The organism is Pseudomonas sp. W22_MBD1_FP4, assembly GCF_052113765.1.
In the GTDB taxonomy this organism is placed as follows: Bacteria; Pseudomonadota; Gammaproteobacteria; order Pseudomonadales; family Pseudomonadaceae; genus Aquipseudomonas; species Aquipseudomonas sivasensis.
Window position 1 is genome coordinate 1 of sequence record NZ_JBGQOI010000041.1, and the last position, 19481, is coordinate 19481.

General features: G+C 59.0%; 17 protein-coding genes and 2 tRNA genes. 11 read left to right on the forward strand and 8 right to left on the reverse strand.

Annotated elements, in window-relative coordinates:
- The first annotated feature begins 1 nt into the window (after position 1).
- Positions 2 to 77: transfer RNA gene (locus tag ACEN2T_RS29220), tRNA-Gly, on the forward strand.
- 249 nt (positions 78 to 326) lie between these two features.
- On the forward strand, positions 327 to 1538 hold the full coding sequence (gltS, locus tag ACEN2T_RS29225; RefSeq protein WP_095184274.1) for a sodium/glutamate symporter: 1212 nt from the start codon (positions 327 to 329) through the stop codon (positions 1536 to 1538).
- Positions 1539 to 1618: 80 nt separating this feature from the next.
- Here gltS and ACEN2T_RS29230 read toward each other — a convergent pair whose 3' ends face one another.
- The gene (locus ACEN2T_RS29230; RefSeq protein WP_442117943.1) at positions 1619 to 3358 is read right to left on the reverse strand and encodes a dipeptidase; all 1740 of its coding nucleotides are present in this window, start codon (positions 3356 to 3358) and stop codon (positions 1619 to 1621) included.
- Positions 3359 to 3573: 215 nt separating this feature from the next.
- On the reverse strand, positions 3574 to 4200 hold the full coding sequence (locus ACEN2T_RS29235) for an alanyl-tRNA editing protein (RefSeq protein WP_442117944.1): 627 nt from the start codon (positions 4198 to 4200) through the stop codon (positions 3574 to 3576).
- Between the two features lie 89 nt (positions 4201 to 4289).
- Here ACEN2T_RS29235 and ACEN2T_RS29240 point away from each other — a divergent pair, with 89 nt between their 5' ends.
- The gene (locus ACEN2T_RS29240; RefSeq protein WP_442117945.1) at positions 4290 to 5237 is read left to right on the forward strand and encodes a LysR family transcriptional regulator; all 948 of its coding nucleotides are present in this window, start codon (positions 4290 to 4292) and stop codon (positions 5235 to 5237) included.
- Here the strand turns inward: ACEN2T_RS29240 and ACEN2T_RS29245 are convergent, their stop codons facing one another.
- Positions 5238 to 5645: a PA2817 family protein gene (locus ACEN2T_RS29245; RefSeq protein WP_010567536.1), complete on the reverse strand. Its 408-nt coding sequence runs from the start codon at positions 5643 to 5645 to the stop codon at positions 5238 to 5240. It abuts the gene before it with no gap.
- 75 nt (positions 5646 to 5720) lie between these two features.
- On the reverse strand, positions 5721 to 8168 hold the full coding sequence (locus ACEN2T_RS29250) for an acyl-CoA dehydrogenase (protein ID WP_442117946.1): 2448 nt from the start codon (positions 8166 to 8168) through the stop codon (positions 5721 to 5723).
- Positions 8169 to 8359: 191 nt separating this feature from the next.
- Between ACEN2T_RS29250 and ACEN2T_RS29255 the strand changes: the two genes are divergently transcribed.
- The 4 genes from ACEN2T_RS29255 to ACEN2T_RS29270 all read left to right on the forward strand — a co-directional run bounded on the left by ACEN2T_RS29255 (position 8360) and on the right by ACEN2T_RS29270 (position 11534).
- Positions 8360 to 9019 (forward strand): transglutaminase-like domain-containing protein, encoded by a 660-nt coding sequence (locus ACEN2T_RS29255; RefSeq protein WP_442117947.1) that lies wholly within the window; start codon positions 8360 to 8362, stop codon positions 9017 to 9019.
- 54 nt (positions 9020 to 9073) lie between these two features.
- Positions 9074 to 9691: a glutathione S-transferase family protein gene (locus ACEN2T_RS29260; RefSeq protein WP_032889239.1), complete on the forward strand. Its 618-nt coding sequence runs from the start codon at positions 9074 to 9076 to the stop codon at positions 9689 to 9691.
- Between the two features lie 134 nt (positions 9692 to 9825).
- Positions 9826 to 10758, forward strand: a complete 933-nt coding sequence (locus ACEN2T_RS29265) for an ABC transporter ATP-binding protein (protein ID WP_095184279.1) — start codon at positions 9826 to 9828, stop codon at positions 10756 to 10758.
- On the forward strand, positions 10755 to 11534 hold the full coding sequence (locus ACEN2T_RS29270; RefSeq protein ID WP_032889243.1) for an ABC transporter permease: 780 nt from the start codon (positions 10755 to 10757) through the stop codon (positions 11532 to 11534). The genes ACEN2T_RS29265 and ACEN2T_RS29270 overlap by 4 nt, the downstream gene beginning before the upstream one ends.
- Before the next feature lie 125 nt (positions 11535 to 11659).
- On the opposite strand, the gene ACEN2T_RS29275 is transcribed toward ACEN2T_RS29270, so the two are convergent.
- Positions 11660 to 12199, reverse strand: a complete 540-nt coding sequence (locus tag ACEN2T_RS29275; protein WP_095184280.1) for a TetR/AcrR family transcriptional regulator — start codon at positions 12197 to 12199, stop codon at positions 11660 to 11662.
- A 91-nt stretch (positions 12200 to 12290) separates the two neighbouring features.
- On the opposite strand from ACEN2T_RS29275, the gene ACEN2T_RS29280 reads away from it, so the two are divergent.
- The 3 genes from ACEN2T_RS29280 to ACEN2T_RS29290 all read left to right on the forward strand — a co-directional run bounded on the left by ACEN2T_RS29280 (position 12291) and on the right by ACEN2T_RS29290 (position 16670).
- A complete protein-coding gene (locus ACEN2T_RS29280; RefSeq protein WP_099601090.1) occupies positions 12291 to 13490 on the forward strand; it encodes an MFS transporter in 1200 nt (399 codons plus the stop codon).
- Positions 13491 to 13578: 88 nt separating this feature from the next.
- Positions 13579 to 14727, forward strand: coding sequence for a TDT family transporter (locus ACEN2T_RS29285; protein ID WP_099601091.1), 1149 nt, complete (start codon positions 13579 to 13581; stop codon positions 14725 to 14727).
- Positions 14728 to 14795: 68 nt separating this feature from the next.
- Positions 14796 to 16670, forward strand: coding sequence for an MFS transporter (locus tag ACEN2T_RS29290; protein ID WP_442117948.1), 1875 nt, complete (start codon positions 14796 to 14798; stop codon positions 16668 to 16670).
- A 117-nt stretch (positions 16671 to 16787) separates the two neighbouring features.
- On the opposite strand, the gene sugE is transcribed toward ACEN2T_RS29290, so the two are convergent.
- From sugE to rdgC, 3 genes are all read right to left on the reverse strand, one after another.
- A complete protein-coding gene (sugE, locus tag ACEN2T_RS29295) occupies positions 16788 to 17102 on the reverse strand; it encodes a quaternary ammonium compound efflux SMR transporter SugE (protein ID WP_095184284.1) in 315 nt (104 codons plus the stop codon).
- 105 nt (positions 17103 to 17207) lie between these two features.
- Positions 17208 to 18173 carry a bile acid:sodium symporter family protein gene (locus ACEN2T_RS29300; protein WP_032885981.1) on the reverse strand — a complete coding sequence of 322 codons (966 nt, stop codon included), beginning with the start codon at positions 18171 to 18173 and terminating at the stop codon, positions 17208 to 17210.
- A 153-nt stretch (positions 18174 to 18326) separates the two neighbouring features.
- Positions 18327 to 19247 (reverse strand): recombination-associated protein RdgC, encoded by a 921-nt coding sequence (gene rdgC, locus ACEN2T_RS29305; RefSeq protein WP_010567523.1) that lies wholly within the window; start codon positions 19245 to 19247, stop codon positions 18327 to 18329.
- Between the two features lie 159 nt (positions 19248 to 19406).
- Here rdgC and ACEN2T_RS29310 point away from each other — a divergent pair.
- Positions 19407 to 19479, forward strand: a tRNA-Val gene (locus ACEN2T_RS29310).
- Positions 19480 to 19481: the final 2 nt, after the last annotated feature.

Here is a 19481-nt window from a genome sequence, read left to right on the forward strand (position 1 = left end):
TGCGGGAATAGCTCAGTTGGTAGAGCACGACCTTGCCAAGGTCGGGGTCGCGAGTTCGAGTCTCGTTTCCCGCTCCATATTCAAGAAAAAAGCCACTCAAGCGAGTGGCTTTTTTTTGCCTGCGATTTACGTAAAGGGGCTTCGGCCTCTTTTTTCATTCTTACAGGTTCCAGATGTGCTTTTCCTGGTAAAGCCATCTGCTGCGCCGCTGATGTGGTGGGTCTTGTAGGAATAGTCTGTACTTTCAGTGAGGTTGATGCGAATTGGTCCCGCTGTCTCTACTCTGGCGTGCCTATTTTCCTTGTTCACCTCAGAGAGCTGCCCGGATGTTACAGCTGGACTTCTATTCAACCCTGGTCGCCGCGTCCCTTGTGCTTTTGCTTGGCCGCTGGCTGGTTGCCCGCATAGGCTTTTTACGCGCCTACAATATTCCCGCGCCGGTAGCCGGCGGCCTGGTGGTCGCTTTAGTGCTTTTGGCGTTGCGGGGGCTGGCCGATATTGAGGTGCGCTTCGACCCTTCGTTGCAAACCCCGTTGATGCTGGCATTTTTCGCCACTATTGGACTGAACGCGGATTTCGCCAGTTTGAAGAAAGGCGGTCGAATCCTGGCGATCTTTCTGTTGGTCGTGACCACACTGCTGGTGGTGCAAAACGCCATGGGCATCGCATTGGCCAAGGCCTTGGGACTCGACCCGCTGATGGGCTTGCTCGCCGGCTCGGTGACGCTGTCAGGCGGACACGGTACGGGTGCCGCCTGGGGGACTGTGTTCAGCGAGAAGTATGGCGTGGCCTCCGCGTCAGAATTGGCGATCGCCTCCGCAACCTTCGGCTTGGTGCTCGGGGGCTTGATTGGAGGTCCGGTTGCCCGCTTGCTGATCAAGCGGGTCCAGGTGCCTGGTATCGAGCAGGTGCAGCCACGCCTGCCCAAGGGCTTCGAGCAACCGAACAGGGAGCGTTTGATTACCCCGTTCTCATTCATCGAAACCCTCGCGTTGCTTGCGATCAGCCTCCAGGTCGGCACCTACCTCAACGGCTTCCTTCAAGGCACAGCACTGGAGTTGCCCACTTTCGTCTGTGTGCTGTTTGTCGGCGTCGTGCTGCGTAACGGCTTGTCGGCGCTGGGCTGGCATCAGGTGTTCGAGCGCGAGGTGTCGGTGCTGGGCAATGTCAGTCTGTCGTTGTTCTTGGCTATTGCCTTGATGTCGCTCAAGCTGTGGGACCTGGCAGCACTCGCCTTGCCGATTGTCATCCTGCTGGCCGCGCAGGCGTTACTGATGGCGCTGTTTGCGATTTTCATCACGTTCCGGGTCATGGGCAGCAATTACGATGCGGCAGTGCTGGCCGCAGGGCACTGCGGGTTCGGGCTCGGTGCTACGCCGACGGCGATTGCCAACATGCAGGCGGTGACGCAACGCTTCGGGCCGTCACAGATTGCGTTTCTGGTGGTGCCGATGGTGGGCGCATTCTTTATCGATATCACCAATGCGGTGGTGATCAAGTTGTATCTGGCGCTGCCGTTCCTGGGCGCGGCGGGTTGACGCGTTAACCCCTGCGCCGCACACAAAAACGCCGATCAGCAATGATCGGCGTTTGTTGTTGGGGAGCGCTTCAATCGCAATCAGAGCTTGGGCAGCTGTCCGATACGCCCCATCATTTCGGTGACGATCTGCAGATCCAGCAAGAACTGGTCGACCGTCTTGAACTCATTGTCGGTATGCCCGGTGTACTTCACTTCCGGTCGCGCCAGGCCAAATTGCACACCGTTGGGCAACTCGTGCACGGAGGTCGCTCCAGCCGAGGTGCCGAACTTGTGTTCCATGCCCAGGTTTTCGCTGGCTACCGCGAGTAAGGCCTTCACCCATTCACCTTCCGGGTTGCGGAACATCGGCTCGGCCACCGAGTAGGTGAAGTCCACGTTGACCTTGGTGTTCTTGTCCCAGGCGCTCAACTTTTCGGCGATCTCGGCCTTGAGCTGCTCCGGGGATTTACCCTTCGGCACCCGGAGGTTGACTGCCAGCTTGAAAGCCTTTTCATCCAGCCCGACAAAGGTCGGTGAGGTGGTCAGCGGGCCCATGAAATCATCCGCAAAACCCACGCCCAATTTGCCACCCAAGTAATCCAGGCCCCAATTGTCGGACGCATACCGCGCAGCGTCGGTGATGTGGTTGTGCTTGAGAGCGATCTTGCCGTCGACGCTGTGAATCAGCTCCAGCATGCGCGCGACCGGGTTGATGCCGGACTCCGGCTCGGAGGAGTGCGCCGACACGCCGGTGACAGTCAGCTTGACGTCCTTGCCGTTGACCTTGGCGCTCACCTCAAAATCGCCGCCGTTGCGCTTGACGTATTCCGTGCCGGCCTTTTGGAGGCTGGCTGCTAATTCCTTAGGGTTGTCGCTGATAAACGTGGCCACCGACGCCGATGGAATCTGGTTGGTGGCCATGCCGCCGGTCATTGCGATGATTTCTGCGCCTTTGCCTTCCCCTTTGCGGCGGGGGAAGGTGGCCATGACGGTGCCGTAACCTTTTTCGGCAATCACCACCGGATAGCCGCCATCCAGCGCAAGGTTGTATTGCGGTGTCGGGTTGCGTTCGAAGTAGTAAGGGATCGCGTCTCCGGAGGTCTCCTCGGTGGTATCCACCAGCAGTTTGAAATTGCGCGCCAGCGGCAGCTTTTCTTCCTTGATCACTTTCATGGCATACATAGCCACCACGATGCCGTTTTTATCATCCTCGGTACCACGGCCATACATGCGGTCGCCGATCAGCGTGACCTTGAACGGATCAAGCTTGGTGCCGTCTTTCAGTACCCAGTTTTCCGGGGTTACCGGCACCACGTCGGCGTGGGCGTGGATGCCCACCACTTCGTCGCCGCTGCCTGTCAGGGAAATTTCGTACACGCGGTTGTCGACGTTACGGAAGTTCAGGTCAAAGGTCTTGGCCAGGGCCTGTAGCTTGTCGGCAATCCGGGTGAATTCTGGATTCTTGTATTGCGGAACACCGTCTACGTTGAAGGTTGGGATTTCCACCAGTTCGCGTAGAGTTTCTAGGGCGGCTTTTCCGTATTTAACTCGGGTGTAAATACCCAGCAAGCGATGGATCTCGTTCTGCTGGTCGGCGGTCAGGGTCTGGTTGTCGAGGAAGACGCTGATTGCAGGGCCTACATCCGCCGTTTTGCCCAGGTCTCCCTTGGCTAGTGTGCTGAGGAAACCACGAAAGTCAGTGACCGAAGTTTCGTTGAAGCTCTTCAGAATTGCCGTGCTTTGCTGCGGGGTGATATTGGCAAAGGCGGGAGTGCTCATCACCGAAAGGCTCGCCGCGAACAGGGTCGCAGCCGCCAAATGTTTGAGAGGGAAGTGCATGGCTAAAGGCATTCCTTTGCAAAGGGAAAGTAGGAGATTTCTGATCAATGTGTCAGAAACATTTCCACACACTAACACTGCAAAGGTGTGCCGGGGAGGACGTAAGAAGGCTTATCTAAAAACTCGATAGCCCCCTTGAATGTTTATTTCGCAACGTCGTGACCTGCGTTTTAGAGGCCGCGCAGCTCATGGTGCTCGACGAGAGCGATTGCGGTTTAGTCAAGGCTGTAACGTACCGACAGCGCGCCCTTTTTTTCCGACAAGGCAAGGATCGTCACCTCACCCAGCTCGCCCAGTGTTTGCACATGGGTGCCACCGCAAGCGTACGTGGGCAACTCACCGAAACCTACTTCGCGGATGCCTTCGTCCAGGGTCATATGGCGTGGGTAGTCTGCGGCGATCCATTGGTTGATCTGCTGCTGGAGGGTTTCGGCGTCGATGGCTTGCGCGGTTTCGCCACGGATAAAGGTGATCTTGCCTTCGCCCGGCCAGTGGTGGGCCTTGATTGGCATCCAGCCCAGGGTTTCGCCGGCGTTGCCGATCAAATGCCCGGCGGAATGCAGGCGCGTGTGCAGGGCGCGGCGTGATTCATCGACCCGCGCATTGATGGCGCCCAGTGGCACAGGTTGGTTGAGATAGTGCACCACGCCATCAACCTCCTGAGTGACGCGCAGTACCCGGACTTCACCCAGCCAACCGGTGTCGGACGGCTGGCCGCCGCCTTGGGGATGAAAAATCGTCGACTGCAAAATGACCGCAAACTGGTCCTCAAAGGGCGTGCAACCCAGCACTTCAAGCTCTGCGGTGAGGTGGTCATGGGTGAAAAACAGGCGCTCGGTCATTTTCTACATCCGCATCAGGGTTCTGCGGGCAGTATAAATGCTGTCGGATTAGGTGATAATCCGCTCAATTATCAATGGACCTGTGCGTCATGAGCATCAATCTTCCGTTACCGCTGCTGGGTGAAATGGCGATTTTCGTCAAGGTGGTAGAGACCGGCAGCTTCTCCGAAGCGGCACGGCAACTCAGTGTCTCGCCGTCGGCGGTGAGTCGCAGTATTTCGCGCCTGGAAAAAGCCCTGGCTACCCGGTTACTGCAACGTACCACGCGAAAACTGCGCCTGAGCGACGGGGGTGAAGAGGTATTCAAGCGCTGCCAGGAGATGGTCAGCGCTGCGCGCTCGGTGATGGAAATCAGCGGTCAATTCACCCATGAGGCTGAGGGCCTGGTGCGTGTCAGTGTGCCCAAGGCGGTCGGGCGGTTTGTGGTGCATCCGCATATGCCCGAGTTCCTGCGGCGATATCCCAAGGTGGATGTGCAATTGATACTGGAAGACCGGCAGGTGGACATGATCGATGACAATGTTGATCTGAGCATTCGCATCACCGACAGCCCGCCGCCGGGCCTGGTGGGGCGCCAGCTATTGCCGATTGAACATTTGTTGTGTGCCACGCCGCAGTATTTGGCCGAGTACGGTACACCGGAGCATCCCCACGACTTGTTGGAGCACAGCTGTATCTACCTTGGCGAAACCCCGGGCGACTCGCGCTGGAAGTTTCGCCAGGGTGGTAGGGCGGTGACCGTCAGCGTGCGTGGGCGTTATGCCGCTAACCACACCGGCGTGCGGCTGGATGCGGTGCTGCAGCATGTGGGGATTGGCAGCTTGCCGTACTTTACAGCGCGTCATGCATTGGAGGAGGGGCGGTTGGTGCAGGTGCTGCCGGGGTGGGATTTTATTGCGTCCTACCATGGCGAGGCGTGGTTGCTGCATTCGCCCACGCGCTACCTGCCGCCTAAGCTGCGGGTGTTCATTGATCATTTGGTGGAGTGTATGGCGAAGGAGCCGACGTTGCGTCGGCCCTCTGGTGTGGTTGGCTGATCAGTGCTTGCTCTGATCCTGGGGCATGGCCAGCAACTGTTTTTCCTGGTTCCAGTCGAACGGTTCGTCGTTCTGTTCGGCCTCAAAGCGACGTTCTTCCAAGGCCTGGTAAAGGTCCAGTTCTTCGTCTGGCATGAAGTGCAGGCAGTCGCCGCCGAAGAACCACAGCAGATCGCGTGGTACGAGGTGGGCAATTTGCGGGTAGCGCAGGATGACCTGGCTCATCAAGTCCTGCCCCAGGTACTGGCTTTCGATCGGGTCGATGGGCAGCAGCGCGCGCAATTCGTCGAAGCGCTCCAGGAACAGGGTGTGGCTTTCCTCGGGCACCTGTTCGGCTTCGCCGACGGCAACCAGGATGCTGCGCAGGTGGTCGAGCAAGACGAGATGATCGGCAACGACGTTGGACACGAGATAAGTCCTCTAAAGCAAAAACGGGCGCGAGAGTATATAGCCCTTGCGCCCGTATTTATATGACCGCTCGACTCAGCGGACTTTACCCTCAGCCTGGGTCAACTCTTCCTTACTGAAATCATCCACATCGATCACCTTGCGTCGTGCTGCCTCGGCGTCACGCAGAGTCTGTGCTTCGGCCGGTTGCAGCACCCCGGCGTGCAGTGCTGCGTCAATGGCATGCTCGCCGGCGCTCGGTTTGACCTGGCCGCTTTTGAGCGCAGTGTGGAGTTTTTTCTGCAGCGGATGGCTGGCACCCAGCAGGTCGTAGGCATGTTGAAGGGCGCCTACCGGATCGTCCGCCGATTGCGGGCGATAGCAGCCGGCCAGCAATTCTTCCAGGGTTGGATCGCCTTTAGCGCGGCCTATCACTGCGGCCACTTCGGCATCCAGTGCATCGGACGGCCCCGTGTGGCGACGGCCGAACGGGAATACGATCACCCGCAAGAGGCATCCGAGCACCTTGTTTGGGAAGTTGCTCAGCAACTCATCCAGCGCGCGTTCCGACTCGCCGAGGCTTTCTTCCATGGCCCAGGCGAACAGCGGTTCCAGGTGGTCCGGTGAATCCAGGTCGTGATAACGCTTGAGCGCCGCCGAGGCCAGGTACATATGGCTCAGTACATCCCCCAGGCGTGCCGACAGGCGTTCGCGGCGTTTCAATTCGCCACCCAGCAGCATCATGCTCAAGTCCGCTAGCAGGGCGAACGCCGCAGCTTGGCGGTTCAGCGCACGGAAATAACCCTGACTCAAGCGGTTGCCCGGCGCTTTCTCAAAGCGGCCAATACAGAGGTTCAGTACCAGGGTGCTGGCGGCGTTGCTCACGGCAAAACCGATATGCTGCATCAGCAGGCCGTCGAATTCCTTTAACGCCTGGTCGTGATCTTCGCGGCCGGCCAGGGCCATTTCCTTGAGTACGAACGGATGGCAGCGGATGGCGCCCTGGCCAAAGATCATCAGGTTGCGCGAGAGGATGTTCGCGCCTTCCACGGTGATGAAGATCGGCGCGCCTTGCCAGCTACGGCCCAGGTAATTGTTCGGGCCCATGATGATGCCCTTGCCGCCGTGCACATCCATGGCATGGCTGATGCACTCGCGGCCCCGTTCGGTCAGGTGGTACTTGAGAATCGCCGACAGCACCGAAGGCTTTTCCCCAAGGTCGACGGCATTGGCGGTGAGCATGCGCGCGCTGTCCATCAGCCAGGCGTTGCCGCCGATGCGAGCCAGGGCTTCCTGGATACCTTCGAAGGCCGACAGCGGTACGTTGAACTGCTCGCGCACCTGGGCGTATTGGCCGGTCACCAGACTGGTGAACTTGGCAGCGCCGGTGCCGACTGCTGGCAGGGAAATCGAACGGCCCACCGACAGACAGTTCATCAGCATCATCCAGCCCTTGCCGAGCATTTCCTGGCCGCCGATGAGGAATTCCAGGGGGATAAACACATCTTTGCCAGAGTTGGGGCCGTTCATAAACGCGGCGCCCAGGGGCAGGTGACGACGGCCGATTTCCACGCCAGGAGTGTCGGTGGGAATCAACGCCAGGCTGATGCCCAAGTCTTCCTCTTCGCCCAGCAAGTGGTCCGGGTCATGGGCCTTGAAGGCCAGCCCGAGCAAGGTCGCGACCGGCCCAAGGGTGATGTAGCGTTTTTCCCAGTTCAGGCGAAGACCGAGGGTTTCCTTGCCTTCCCATTCACCTTTGCAGATCACGCCCGTGTCGGGCATGGCGCCCGCATCGGACCCTGCCAGTGGGCCGGTGAGTGCGAAGCATGGAATGTCATCGCCACGAGCCAGGCGCGGCAGGTAGTGGTTGCGTTGTTCGTCGGTACCGTAGTGCAGCAGCAGCTCGGCCGGGCCGAGGGAGTTGGGCACCATCACGGTTGAGGCGAGGTCGCCGCTGCGGGTGGCAAGCTTCATTGCGACCTGGGAGTGGGCGTAGGCGGAGAAGCCTTTGCCGCCATATTCCTTGGGAATGATCAGGGCGAAGAAACCGTGGGTCTTGATGTGCTCCCAGGCGGCTGGAGGCAGGTCCATGGCCTGACCGATTTCCCAGTCGCTGACCATGGCACAGAGTTCTTCGGTTGGGCCGTCGATAAAGGCCTGTTCCTCTTCGGTCAGTTGGACCTTGGGGTAGGCAAGCAACTTTTCCCAATCGGGGCGACCGCTGAACAGCTCGCCGTCCCACCACACGGTGCCCGCGTCGATGGCATCGCGCTCGGTTTCGGACATGGGCGGCAGGACTTTCTGGAACCAACTGAACAGCGGCTTGGTGAAGTATTGGCGACGCAGGTCGGGCAGCAGCAACGGCGCTGCGACGGCGGCGATCAGCACCCAGAAGATCAGCAGCAGCCAGCCCGGTGCATGGCTCCAGGCGCCCATCGCCAGCAGGTAGACGGCGACCACGCCCAAGGCGGGCAGGGGCGCGGTGCGGCGGTGTGCCAGGTAGGCAATGCCGACCACCAGAACCAGTATCCACAACAACAGCATATTCAATCCTCCGTGAAACCAGGGGCGAAACCACCAAGGAGCTTAGTCGGCATCCGAGAAAGCGCGGCAGTCAGGGTGTAACGAGTTGTACGCAAAGCACCGATCTACAGGCGCCGACATTTGGCCGAATCGTCGTTATCTCTATGGCAGACCTGTCGTTAAACTCCAGGCTTCCTTCGGAGATAACACTCATGGAAACGTACCTGAGTCCCAGCCGCTTCATCGATAGTGACCACCCTGCGGTGGTGGAGTTCGCGGAAAAACATCGCGGAACCCGCGCGGATTTAACTGACCAGGCAGTCAGTCTCTATTACGCCGTGCGTGAGGCGGTGCGCTACAACCCCTACACGTTCAGCCGCGCCCCAGACACCTTGAATGCCAGCTACGCCCTGGCTACCCGTGAGAGCTACTGCGTGCCCAAGGCCACGTTGCTCGCTGCCTGCGCGCGCCACTGTGGTATCCCGGCGCGCATAGGCCTGGCGGATGTGCGCAATCACCTGTCGACGCCGCGTCTGCTCGCGTTGCTCAAGAGTGATGTGTTCGCCATGCACGGTTACACCGAGCTGCACCTGAACGGTGGCTGGGTCAAAGCCACGCCGGCGTTCAATCAGCAATTGTGCGCGGTGTTTGATGTGCCGCCGCTGGAGTTTGATGGGCTCAACGACAGTGTGTTTCACGCGTTCAATCGTCAGGGCCAACGCTCGATGGAGTATGTGTTGGACCATGGGCAATTTGCTGATGTACCCGAGCATTTGTTCTTCACCCATATTCAGAAATGCTACCCGCACCTGTTTGCCGCAGACATGCCAAACCTGTTGGGTGATATGCAGAGCGATTTAAGCCGCGGGTGAACCGGCGTATGCTGCTGCGTCCATAGCCATGTTCATCAACAATAAGGCGCGGTCATGCTGAAGATCTGGGGTCGTAAAAATTCATCAAATGTCAGGAAAGCACTATGGTGCGCCGAGGAGCTCGGCCTGGACTATGAAGCAATTGATGCGGGCGGGGCTTTTGGTGTGGTCGACACCCCGCAATATCGGGCACTGAACCCCAATGGGCGGGTGCCGATGATTCAGGACGGTGACTTTGTGTTGTGGGAATCCAACACCATCGTGCGTTATTTATGCGCGAAGCATGCGTCGGAATTTTACCCGAGCGACCCGCAAGCCCGAGCAAGCGCAGAGAAGTGGATGGACTGGACAACCTCCACCCTGGCTGAGCCCTTCAAAGCGGTGTTCTGGGGTGTCCTGCGTACTCCGGCGGAAAAACAGAACTGGGACAGTATCAACGCCGGGCGCCAGGCGTGTATCGATGCGCTCAAAACAGTCGATCAAGCCCTCGCCGAGCAGCCTTACTTGTCCGGCAACGCGTTCGGCATAGGCGATATCCCCTTGGGATGCTTTGCATATGCCTGGTTCGAGATGCCCATCGAACGCCCCGCAATGCCCCATCTGGAAGCCTGGTACCAGCGTCTGCAACAGCGTCCGGCCTATCGCAAAGCGGTCATGACCGCGTTGACTTAATACTGACTATTAATACAGGTGACTGTACTTGTGCGGCGCAGCCAAGCACCATGCTTGTCATGCGCCGCCGTTGAACTACGTGCGCTGCGCGCTCATCTACTCTTTCTATTCCCTTCTTTGGTGCGTATTCCGATATGAGTTCCGCTCTGTCCATCCGGCAGCTAACCAAAACCTACGGCAACGGTTTCCAGGCCTTGAGTGGTATCGATCTGGACGTTGCCGAAGGTGATTTCTTCGCCTTGCTCGGCCCCAACGGTGCCGGCAAATCCACCACCATCGGCATCCTCTCCACCCTGGTCAACAAAACCAGCGGCACGGTGAATATCTTCGGCCATGACCTGGACAAATCCCCGGCGGCGCTCAAGCGTTCCATCGGCGTGGTGCCCCAGGAATTCAACTTCAACCAGTTTGAAAAAACCTTCGACATCGTCGTGACCCAAGCCGGTTACTACGGCATCCCGGCGAAAGTTGCCAAGGAACGCGCCGAGCAGTACCTGACCCAGTTGGGCCTGTGGGACAAGCGCGACGTGCCGTCCCGTTCATTGTCCGGCGGCATGAAACGTCGCCTGATGATTGCTCGCGCCCTGGTGCATGAGCCGCGGCTGCTGATCCTCGATGAACCCACCGCCGGCGTGGACATTGAGCTGCGTCGCTCGATGTGGACTTTCCTCACCGAGCTGAACGAGAAGGGCATCACCATCATCCTCACCACCCATTACCTGGAAGAGGCTGAACAGTTGTGCCGCAACATCGGCATCATCGACCACGGCACCATCGTCGAGAACACCAGCATGCGTAACCTGCTGGGCCAGTTGCATGTGGAGACTTTCCTGCTCGACCTGAAGAACAATCTGTCGGCGCCGCCGCAATTGCTTGGCTACCCAAGCCGCCTGGTGGACAGCCACACCCTGGAAGTCCAAGTGGATAAAGCCATGGGCATCACCGCGCTGTTTACGCAGCTGGCGACCCAGAACATCGAAGTGCTGAGCCTGCGTAACAAAACCAATCGCCTTGAGGAGTTGTTCGTGTCCCTGGTGGAGAAAAATCTGACGAAGGTGGCGGTATGAGTTCCGAACTGCAACCCAACCTCGTCGCACTGCAAACCATCGTTTACCGCGAAGTGAAGCGCTTTACCCGAATCTGGCCGCAGACCTTGCTGCCGCCGGCGATCACCATGGTTCTGTACTTTGTGATCTTCGGTAACCTGATCGGCCGGCAGATCGGTGATATGGGCGGCTTCACTTACATGGAGTACATCGTGCCGGGCCTGATCATGATGTCGGTGATCACCAACTCCTACGGCAACGTGGTCTCAAGCTTTTTCGGCAGCAAATTCCAGCGCTCCATCGAAGAGCTGATGGTCTCGCCGGTGTCGCCGCACACTATCCTGCTTGGCTACACCGCTGGCGGTGTGTTGCGTGGCTTGATGGTCGGGGTGATCGTGACGCTGCTGTCGCTGTTCTTCACCCACCTGCAAGTGCATCACCTCGGGGTCACCATTCTGGTGGTAGTGCTGACGGCGACGATTTTCTCGCTGCTGGGTTTCATCAACGCCGTATTCGCACGCAACTTCGATGATATTTCGATCATCCCGACCTTTGTGCTGACGCCGCTGACTTACCTGGGCGGGGTGTTTTACTCCATCACTTTGCTGCCGCCGTTCTGGCAGACGGTGTCGCTGGCCAACCCGGTGCTGCATATGGTCAACGCGTTCCGTTACGGCATCCTGGGTGTGTCGGATATCAAGATCAGTGTGGCGATCACTTTCATGATCGTGGCGACGGTGGTGTTGTATATCGGTTGCGCGAAGTTGCTGGTGAGCGGGCGTGGGATGCGTACCTGAGTACTGACCCGAACGCGTAAAAAATGTGGGAGGGGGCTTGCTCCCGATTGCGCTATGTCAGTCAGCTTATCTGTAGCTGACACATCGCAATCGGGAGCAAGCCCCCTCTCACATTTGGTTTTGTGTCAGGCCTTCAGTGCCAGTTCGATCAGCGCGTGCAGTTCTTCAACTTTCAGTGGCTCGGTTGAGAACAGAATACGAAACACCGTCGGCGCCGCCAGCAAGTTGATCAGGCGGTCGACGCTGGGCGGGTTGTCATCCGGATAACGATCAACAATCGCCTGAAGCTGCCCACTCAAGATGCTCACGCAATACCCGGGTGTCAGGCTGCATTGCACGTCGCGCATCATGTTTCGCCCCGGTTCCGAACTCATCTCATCCAGATATTGCTCGGCCCAGGCTTGCAGATCACCGCGCAGGGTCCCGGTGTTGGCCGGCTCGCTATCAGGCCGCATGCGCGCCAGCGCCACATCGGCAAGAAGCATGGAAAGGTCGCCCCAGCGCCGGTAGATGGTCGAGGGCGTGACGCCTGCGCGGGTGGCAATCATCGGCACGGTGACACTGGAGCGCTCCTGGGTTTTCAGCAGCTCACGCACGGCCGAATGAACGGATTCTTGTACCCGGGCACTACGACCCCCCGGGCGGAGGCCTTCTTTAATCGCCATGTTTATGACCTTAACACAAAGAATTTGCTTTAAGCGTTGGTCAGTAGCACACTCCGCAAAAGCAAAATATTAGCTTTAGTGGAGCGTGCCTATGTCCAGCCGTATTTCTCATCGTTCGAGCCTGGTGTTCCTGGCGATCACGTTGCTGACGTTTCTCGCGGCTTCCAGCGCGCCGACACCGTTGTATCACCTGTATCAGGAGGGGCTGCATTTTTCGGCAGGCATGCTCACGTTGATCTTTGGCGTTTACGCCTTGAGCCTCTTGGCGGCGCTGTTGACCGTGGGCTCGCTGTCGGACCACCTGGGACGCAAGCCAGTGATTTTTGCTGCGTTGGTCCTGAATATGCTGGCGATGCTGCTGTTCATCAATGAGGGCAGCGTGGCCTGGCTGATTGCCGCGCGTACCGTGCAAGGGTTTGCCACCGGGATGGCCACGGCGGTGCTGGGCGCGGCATTGCTCGACACCGACCGTCAACAGGGCCCGCTGGTCAACAGTGTTGCGCCTCTGCTGGGTATGGCGTGCGGGGCGATGGGCAGCAGTTTGCTGGTGGAGTTCGCGCCGCTGCCGACGCAGTTGATCTACTGGACGCTGCTGGCGCTGATGCTGGTGCAGGCGCTTTATGTATGGCGCCTGCCGGAAACCGTTGATCGCATTCCCGGTGCAGTGGCATCGCTGCGCCCAACGCTGCATGTGCCGCCCCAGGCGCGTCGAGCGTTGTGGCTTTCGCTGCCGGTGGACGTGGCGGTGTGGGCAATGGGGGGCTTTTACTTGTCCCTGGCGCCGTCGCTGGTGCGGGCGGCGACAGGCTCTACGTCGAACCTTATCGGTGGTGGCTTGGTGGCGGTGCTGACATTGAGCGGGGCGCTGGTGATCTTCACCCTGCGCAATCGACCGGCCAGTAAGGTACTGCGCCTGGGCGCTGCGCTGTTGGCTGTGGGGGTGGCGCTGATCCTCACGGCAGTGCACAGCGCCAGCCTGCCGCTGTTTTTTATCGCCACGTTGATCGCCGGTGGCGGCTTCGGCGCCGGCTTTCTCGGCGCATTGCGCAGTGTGGTGCCGCTGGCCTTGCCCCATGAACGCGCAGGCTTGATGTCGGCATTCTATGTGCTGAGTTATTTGGCGTTTTGTTTGCCTTCGCTGCTGGCGGGCAACCTGATTCGCAGCTTTGGCCTGATCGCCACCACCGACGGTTACGGCGCAGTCCTCATTCTGCTGGCCCTCGGGGCGTTGGTCGCTTTGCTGCTGCAGGATTCGGCAAAGTCCAAGGCGGCCTGCATATCTGCAAAGTAGATAACAGTTAGAGATATTACCCGTTATATAGATATTCGATCAGGTTCTATGATGGTCTCAACCTCATGCGAGGAAGAGGATTTTCATCATGACCTGCTCGAATACCATCAGCTACAAGCCTTTCAGTCACCTGGCCCGTCCTCGGGAAGTGATCCGCCAGTTCACGCCCAATTGGTTCGCCGCGACCATGGGCACCGGCGTACTGGCGCTGGCCCTGGCGCAGTTGCCGGTAAATATGCCCGGTTTGCATGCCATTGCCGAAGGGCTGTGGTGGTTCACCATCGGCCTGTTCATCCTGTTCAGTGGCTTGTATGCCGCGCGTTGGTTGATGTTTTTCCACGAGGCGCGGCGGATCTTCGGGCACTCCACTGTCTCGATGTTCTTCGGCACTATTCCCATGGGCCTGGCGACCATTCTCAATGGCTTGCTGCTGTTTGGCCTGCCGCGTTGGGGTGGCGATGTGATCCCGCTGGCCGAATCCCTGTGGTGGCTGGATGTGGCGATGGCACTGGCCTGCGGTGTGCTCATCCCCTTCATGATGTTCACCCGTCAAGAACACAGCATCGACCAGATGACGGCTGTCTGGTTGCTGCCGGTGGTGGCGGCCGAAGTCGCTGCAGCCAGCGGTGGACTGCTCGCACCGCACCTGGCGGACGCTCACTCGCAACTGATAATGCTGGTGACCAGCTACGTGTTGTGGGCGTTTTCCCTGCCGGTGGCGTTCAGCATTTTGACCATCCTGATGTTGCGCATGGCCCTGCATAAACTGCCTCACGCCAACATGGCTGCGTCGAGCTGGCTGGCGCTCGGCCCCATTGGCACTGGTGCCCTTGGCATGTTGCTACTGGGCGGCGATGCGCCAGCGATCTTTGCCGCCAATGGCTTGCCTGGCGTGGGTGAAATGGCCAATGGTCTCGGCCTGGTTGCTGGTATCACCCTGTGGGGCTTCGGCTTGTGGTGGATGCTCATCGCTGTACTGATAACCCTGCGTTACCTGCGCGCTGGCATTCCCTTCAATCTGGGCTGGTGGGGCTTTACCTTCCCGCTGGGCGTGTACGCCCTGGCCACGTTAAAGCTGGCGAGTCTGTTGCAACTGGGGTTCTTCAGTGTATTTGGTTGCGTGTTGGTGATGGCATTGACGCTGATGTGGTTGATCGTGGCCAAGCGCACCGTGCAAGGCGCTTATAAAGGTGAGCTTTTTGTTTCGCCATGCATTGCAGGCCTAGCGAATAAGTAAGCGGGATTAGGTAAAGTCTTGGCCTGACAACCTATAAGCCTTCAGGCCACGCAGGAACACGGACGACGATGAGCCATCCTTCGCAATTCACCTTGCTGCGCACACGGCGTTTTCTGCCGTTCTTCATCACCCAGTTGCTGGGCGCTTTCAACGACAACATTTTCAAGCAATCGCTGATCCTGGCGATCCTCTACAAACTCACCATCGACGGTGACCGCTCGATCTGGGTCAACCTGTGCGCCTTGTTGTTTATCCTGCCGTTCTTCCTGTTCTCGGCGCTGGCCGGGCAGTTTGGCGAGAAATTCAACAAGGACGCACTGATCCGCGTGATCAAGATCGGCGAGATCGTGATCATGGCCGTGGGCGCCACGGGCTTCCTGACTAACCACCTGGAATTGATGTTGCTGGCGCTGTTTGCCATGGGCACTCACTCGGCGCTTTTCGGCCCTGTGAAGTACTCGATCATGCCCCAGGCCCTGCACGAAGATGAGCTGGTGGGCGGTAATGGCCTGGTGGAAATGGGCACGTTTTTGGCGATCCTGGCCGGCACCATTGGTGCCGGGATCATGATGTCGTCCACCCATTACGCGCCGATCGTGGCGGTGGCGATTGTCGGCGTGGCGGTGCTGGGTTACCTGGCCAGCCGCAGCATTCCACGAGCAGCGGCGTCTACGCCGCAACTGCGCCTGGACTGGAATATTTTCACCCAGTCCTGGGCCACCCTGCGCATGGGGCTGGGGCAGACGCCGGCGGTGTCACGCTCCATTGTCGGCAACTCCTGGTTTTGGTTTGTCGGCGCGATCTACCTGACCCAGATCCCGGCCTACGCCAAGGAATGGTTGTACGGCGATGAAACCGTGGTGACCCTGATCCTCACGGTGTTCTCGGTGGGCATCGCCCTCGGCTCAATGCTTTGCGAAAAACTCTCCGGTCGTAAGGTCGAAATCGGCTTGGTGCCGTTCGGTTCATTCGGCTTGACGGTGTTCGGCCTGTTGCTGTGGTGGCACTCTGGCGGGTTTCCGCAGAACGTGCAGGCCAATGACTGGCTGGCGGTGCTCAGTTACGGCCAGGCCTGGTGGGTGTTGATCGATATCCTTGGCCTCGGCGTGTTTGGCGGCTTCTATATCGTGCCGCTGTATGCGCTGATCCAGTCACGAACCGCCGAAAACGAGCGCGCGCGTGTGATCGCTGCCAACAACATCCTCAATGCTCTGTTCATGGTGGTGTCGGCGATTGTTTCGATCCTGTTGCTGAGCGTGGTCAAGCTGTCGATCCCTGAGTTGTTCCTGGTGGTGTCGCTGCTCAACATCGCGGTCAACACCTACATCTTCAAGATCGTCCCTGAGTTCACCATGCGCTTCATGATCTGGCTGCTCAGCCATTCCATGTACCGCGTGGAACACCGCAACCTGGAGGCCATTCCTGATGAGGGCGCGGCCTTGCTGGTGTGCAACCACGTGTCCTTTGTCGATGCGCTGTTGATTGCCGGCTCGGTGCGTCGTCCGATCCGTTTTGTCATGTATTACAAGATCTACCGCTTGCCGGTGCTCAACTTCATCTTCCGCACCGCTGGTGCGATTCCGATTGCCGGACGCAATGAAGATATTCAGATCTACGAAAAGGCCTTCACGCGAATTGCCCAGTACCTGAAGGAAGGCGAGTTGGTGTGTATCTTCCCGGAAGGCAAATTGACCGCCGATGGCGAGATGAATGAGTTTCGTGGTGGAGTTACGCGGATTTTGGAGGAGACGCCGGTACCGGTGATTCCGATGGCGTTGCAGGGGTTGTGGGGAAGTTTCTTCAGCCGCGATCCGAACAAGGGGATTTTCCATCGGATCTGGTCGCGGGTAGTGTTGGTAGCTGGCGAGCCTGTCGATGCAGAGGCGGCGACGCCTGAGCAGTTGCAGGCGTTGGTTGGTGTTTTGCGGGGGAGTGTCAGGTAGTTCTGTACTGGATGTATTGGCCTCATCGGGGGCAAGCCCCTTCCTCCATTAGACCGCGCTCGTCAGAACAGCTCGGTCAAATGGGGGAGGGGGCTAGCCCTTGATGGCGGTAGCGGCCTAAGTGCTGATCTTGAGGCCAATAAGCCCGCAAATGATCAGCGCCACACTGGCCAACCGAAATAACGCCATGGATTCCCCAAACAGGATAATACCGGCGATCACGGTGCCCACCGCACCCACCCCGGTCCAGATGGCGTAGGCGGTACCCAGTGGCAGTTCCTTCATGGCCAGCCCCAGCAGGCCGAGGCTGATAGCCATGGCGGTGATGGTCAGGGCGGTGGGCAGTGGCTTGCTGAAACCGTCGGTGTACTTCAGGCCGACGGCCCAGCCGACTTCAAACAACCCGGCAAAAAACAGAATGATCCAGGACATGATGACCTCGCTTCTTCAGGCGGGGTCGTCCCCGGATTCAACGCTCGTTGGCGTCGCGAGGTCGTCCCCGCGAAGCCCGTAGAGTGCCGAAAACGGATCGGGCGATCAAGTTTGCGGGGTGTTCTCCAGGATGCGACGGTCTTCCTTCTCGCTCATGCGTCGGAAATACGTCGACAGCAATGCCCCGGAAATATTGTGCCAGACGCTGAACAGTGCACTCGGCACTGCCGCCAGTGGCGAGAAATGCGCACTGGCCAACGCGGCGCCCAGCCCAGAGTTCTGCATGCCGACTTCCAGTGCCAGCGACTTGCGTTGTGCCAACGGCAGCTTGAACAGTCGCCCAGTGAAGTAGCCCAGCAAGTAGCCGAAGCTGTTGTGCAGCATCACCACGGCCATGATCAGCAGGCCCGATTCGGCAATCTTCGCCTGGCTGGCGGCAACCACTGCCGCGACGATGATCACGATGCTCACCACCGACACCAGTGGCAATACGTCCACCGCGTGGCGAACCCGCTCGCCAAGTACGCGCTGTGCGATCACGCCAAGCACGATCGGCAGTAGCACCACTTGCAGGATCGACCAGAACAGCTCCATGAACGATACCGGCAGCCAGGCCGAGGCCAGCAGCCAGATCAAAGCTGGCGTGAGCAGGGGGGCGAGGAGGGTGGTGACAGCAGCGATGGCCACGGACAGCGCCAGGTCGCCCCGGGCCAACCACGTCATCACGTTGGACGATGTGCCACTTGGGCAGCAACCGACCAGGATCACGCCGACGGCAATTTCCGGCGGCAGGTGGAATGCCTGGCACAGCAGCCAGGCCACACCCGGCATGATCACAAAGTGCGCAACCACGCCGAGTGCCACGCGCCACGGGTGGCGTGCGACTTCGGCGAAGTCTTCGAGTTTTAGGGTCAGCCCCATGCCGAACATCACCAGACCCAGCAGCGGGACGATGGCGCTTTTCAGCCCGATGAACCAGCTCGGTTCGAGGAAGGCGAGCACGGCGAAAATCAGCACCCAGTAGGCGAAGGTATTGCCGACGAAGCGGCTCAAGGCGGCGAGTGCGCGCATGGGGGTGTCCTTGTTGTTAGATTCTTGAAGTGCAAATGCGATCAAATGTGGGAGGGGGCTTGCCCCCGATGGCGGTATGTCAGCCAACATGTGCGTAGCTGAAACACCGTAATCGGGGGCAAGCCCCCTCCCACATTTTGATCTTCAAACGGCTTAGATGCCCTGTGGCGTTTCTTCGCCGCCGAGTGCTTCGATCAACGCCGGCAGGAATTCACCGAAGGTCAGCATCATCAGGGTGAAGCTCGCATCCAGTTGACCCAGTGCCTCGTCGCCGCCGTCCTGTTCCGCCTGATCTTGCAGCAGATCTTCGAACTTCAGGCGCTTGACGGTCATCTTGTCGTCGAGCATGAAGGACAGCTTGTCCTGCCAGGCCAGGGACAGTTGGGTCACCACTTTGCCGGTGGTCAGGTGCAACTGGATTTCTTCGCCAGTCAGGTCCTGACGCTTGCAGCGCACGATGCCGCCGTCTTCGTGAGTGTCACGCAGCTCGCATTCGTCCAGGACGAAGAAGTCATCGGCCGGTTTCTGGGTGGTGACCCAGTCGGTCATGATCGCGGTTGGCGCGGTTTTTACGGTGAGTGGGCGTACTGGCAGGGTGCCGATCACTTCACGCAGGGTGGAAAGCAGGTCTTCGGCGCGTTTCGGGCTGGCCGAGTTGACCAGGATCAGGCCTTGTTTCGGCGCGATAGCGGCGAAGGTCGACGAGCGACGGATAAATGCGCGTGGCAGGAAGGCCTGGATGATTTCATCCTTGATCTGATCGCGTTCCTTCTTATAGACCTTACGCATCTGCTCGGCCTCGATCTCTTCGACTTTCTCTTTAAGTGCGTCACGCACTACGCTGCCCGGCAGGATGCGCTCTTCCTTGCGCGCGGCAATCAGCAGGAAGTCACCGCTGACGTGGACCAGGGGAGCGTCTTCACCTTTACCGAAAGGCGCGACGAAACCGTAAGTGGTCAACTCCTGGCTTGCACAAGGGCGCGCCAGTTTGGTGGCCATGGCCGCTTCCAACGCCTCGGCATCAACAGGCAGATCTTGGGTCAGGCGATAGATAAGCAGGTTCTTGAACCACATGGGGTGAGTCTCTCCTTTATACAAAGGGGGGCATTATTCTCTTGATAGCGCCCCAGGCCAACCCTGCCTAAGCCATTGGAAGGCCTCAAAAAAAAGATTTAAGAAAGTGCTTGCCAGACCTAGGGTCGCTCCGTAGAATGCGCGCCACACCGAGACGAAGGGTGATTAGCTCAGCTGGGAGAGCATCTGCCTTACAAGCAGAGGGTCGGCGGTTCGATCCCGTCATCACCCACC

Excerpts from the sequence above, each read along its gene's own strand:
- gltS (WP_095184274.1), top strand. The coding sequence starts at position 327 with ATGTTACAGCTGGACTTCTATTCAACCCTGGTCGCCGCGTCCCTTGTG.
- ACEN2T_RS29230 (WP_442117943.1), bottom strand. The coding sequence starts at position 3,358 with ATGCACTTCCCTCTCAAACATTTGGCGGCTGCGACCCTGTTCGCGGCG.
- ACEN2T_RS29235 (WP_442117944.1), bottom strand. The coding sequence starts at position 4,200 with ATGACCGAGCGCCTGTTTTTCACCCATGACCACCTCACCGCAGAGCTT.
- ACEN2T_RS29240 (WP_442117945.1), top strand. The coding sequence starts at position 4,290 with ATGAGCATCAATCTTCCGTTACCGCTGCTGGGTGAAATGGCGATTTTC.
- ACEN2T_RS29250 (WP_442117946.1), bottom strand. The coding sequence starts at position 8,168 with ATGCTGTTGTTGTGGATACTGGTTCTGGTGGTCGGCATTGCCTACCTG.
- ACEN2T_RS29255 (WP_442117947.1), top strand. The coding sequence starts at position 8,360 with ATGGAAACGTACCTGAGTCCCAGCCGCTTCATCGATAGTGACCACCCT.
- ACEN2T_RS29260 (WP_032889239.1), top strand. The coding sequence starts at position 9,074 with ATGCTGAAGATCTGGGGTCGTAAAAATTCATCAAATGTCAGGAAAGCA.
- ACEN2T_RS29265 (WP_095184279.1), top strand. The coding sequence starts at position 9,826 with ATGAGTTCCGCTCTGTCCATCCGGCAGCTAACCAAAACCTACGGCAAC.
- ACEN2T_RS29270 (WP_032889243.1), top strand. The coding sequence starts at position 10,755 with ATGAGTTCCGAACTGCAACCCAACCTCGTCGCACTGCAAACCATCGTT.
- ACEN2T_RS29275 (WP_095184280.1), bottom strand. The coding sequence starts at position 12,199 with ATGGCGATTAAAGAAGGCCTCCGCCCGGGGGGTCGTAGTGCCCGGGTA.
- ACEN2T_RS29280 (WP_099601090.1), top strand. The coding sequence starts at position 12,291 with ATGTCCAGCCGTATTTCTCATCGTTCGAGCCTGGTGTTCCTGGCGATC.
- ACEN2T_RS29285 (WP_099601091.1), top strand. The coding sequence starts at position 13,579 with ATGACCTGCTCGAATACCATCAGCTACAAGCCTTTCAGTCACCTGGCC.
- ACEN2T_RS29290 (WP_442117948.1), top strand. The coding sequence starts at position 14,796 with ATGAGCCATCCTTCGCAATTCACCTTGCTGCGCACACGGCGTTTTCTG.
- sugE (WP_095184284.1), bottom strand. The coding sequence starts at position 17,102 with ATGTCCTGGATCATTCTGTTTTTTGCCGGGTTGTTTGAAGTCGGCTGG.
- ACEN2T_RS29300 (WP_032885981.1), bottom strand. The coding sequence starts at position 18,173 with ATGCGCGCACTCGCCGCCTTGAGCCGCTTCGTCGGCAATACCTTCGCC.
- rdgC (WP_010567523.1), bottom strand. The coding sequence starts at position 19,247 with ATGTGGTTCAAGAACCTGCTTATCTATCGCCTGACCCAAGATCTGCCT.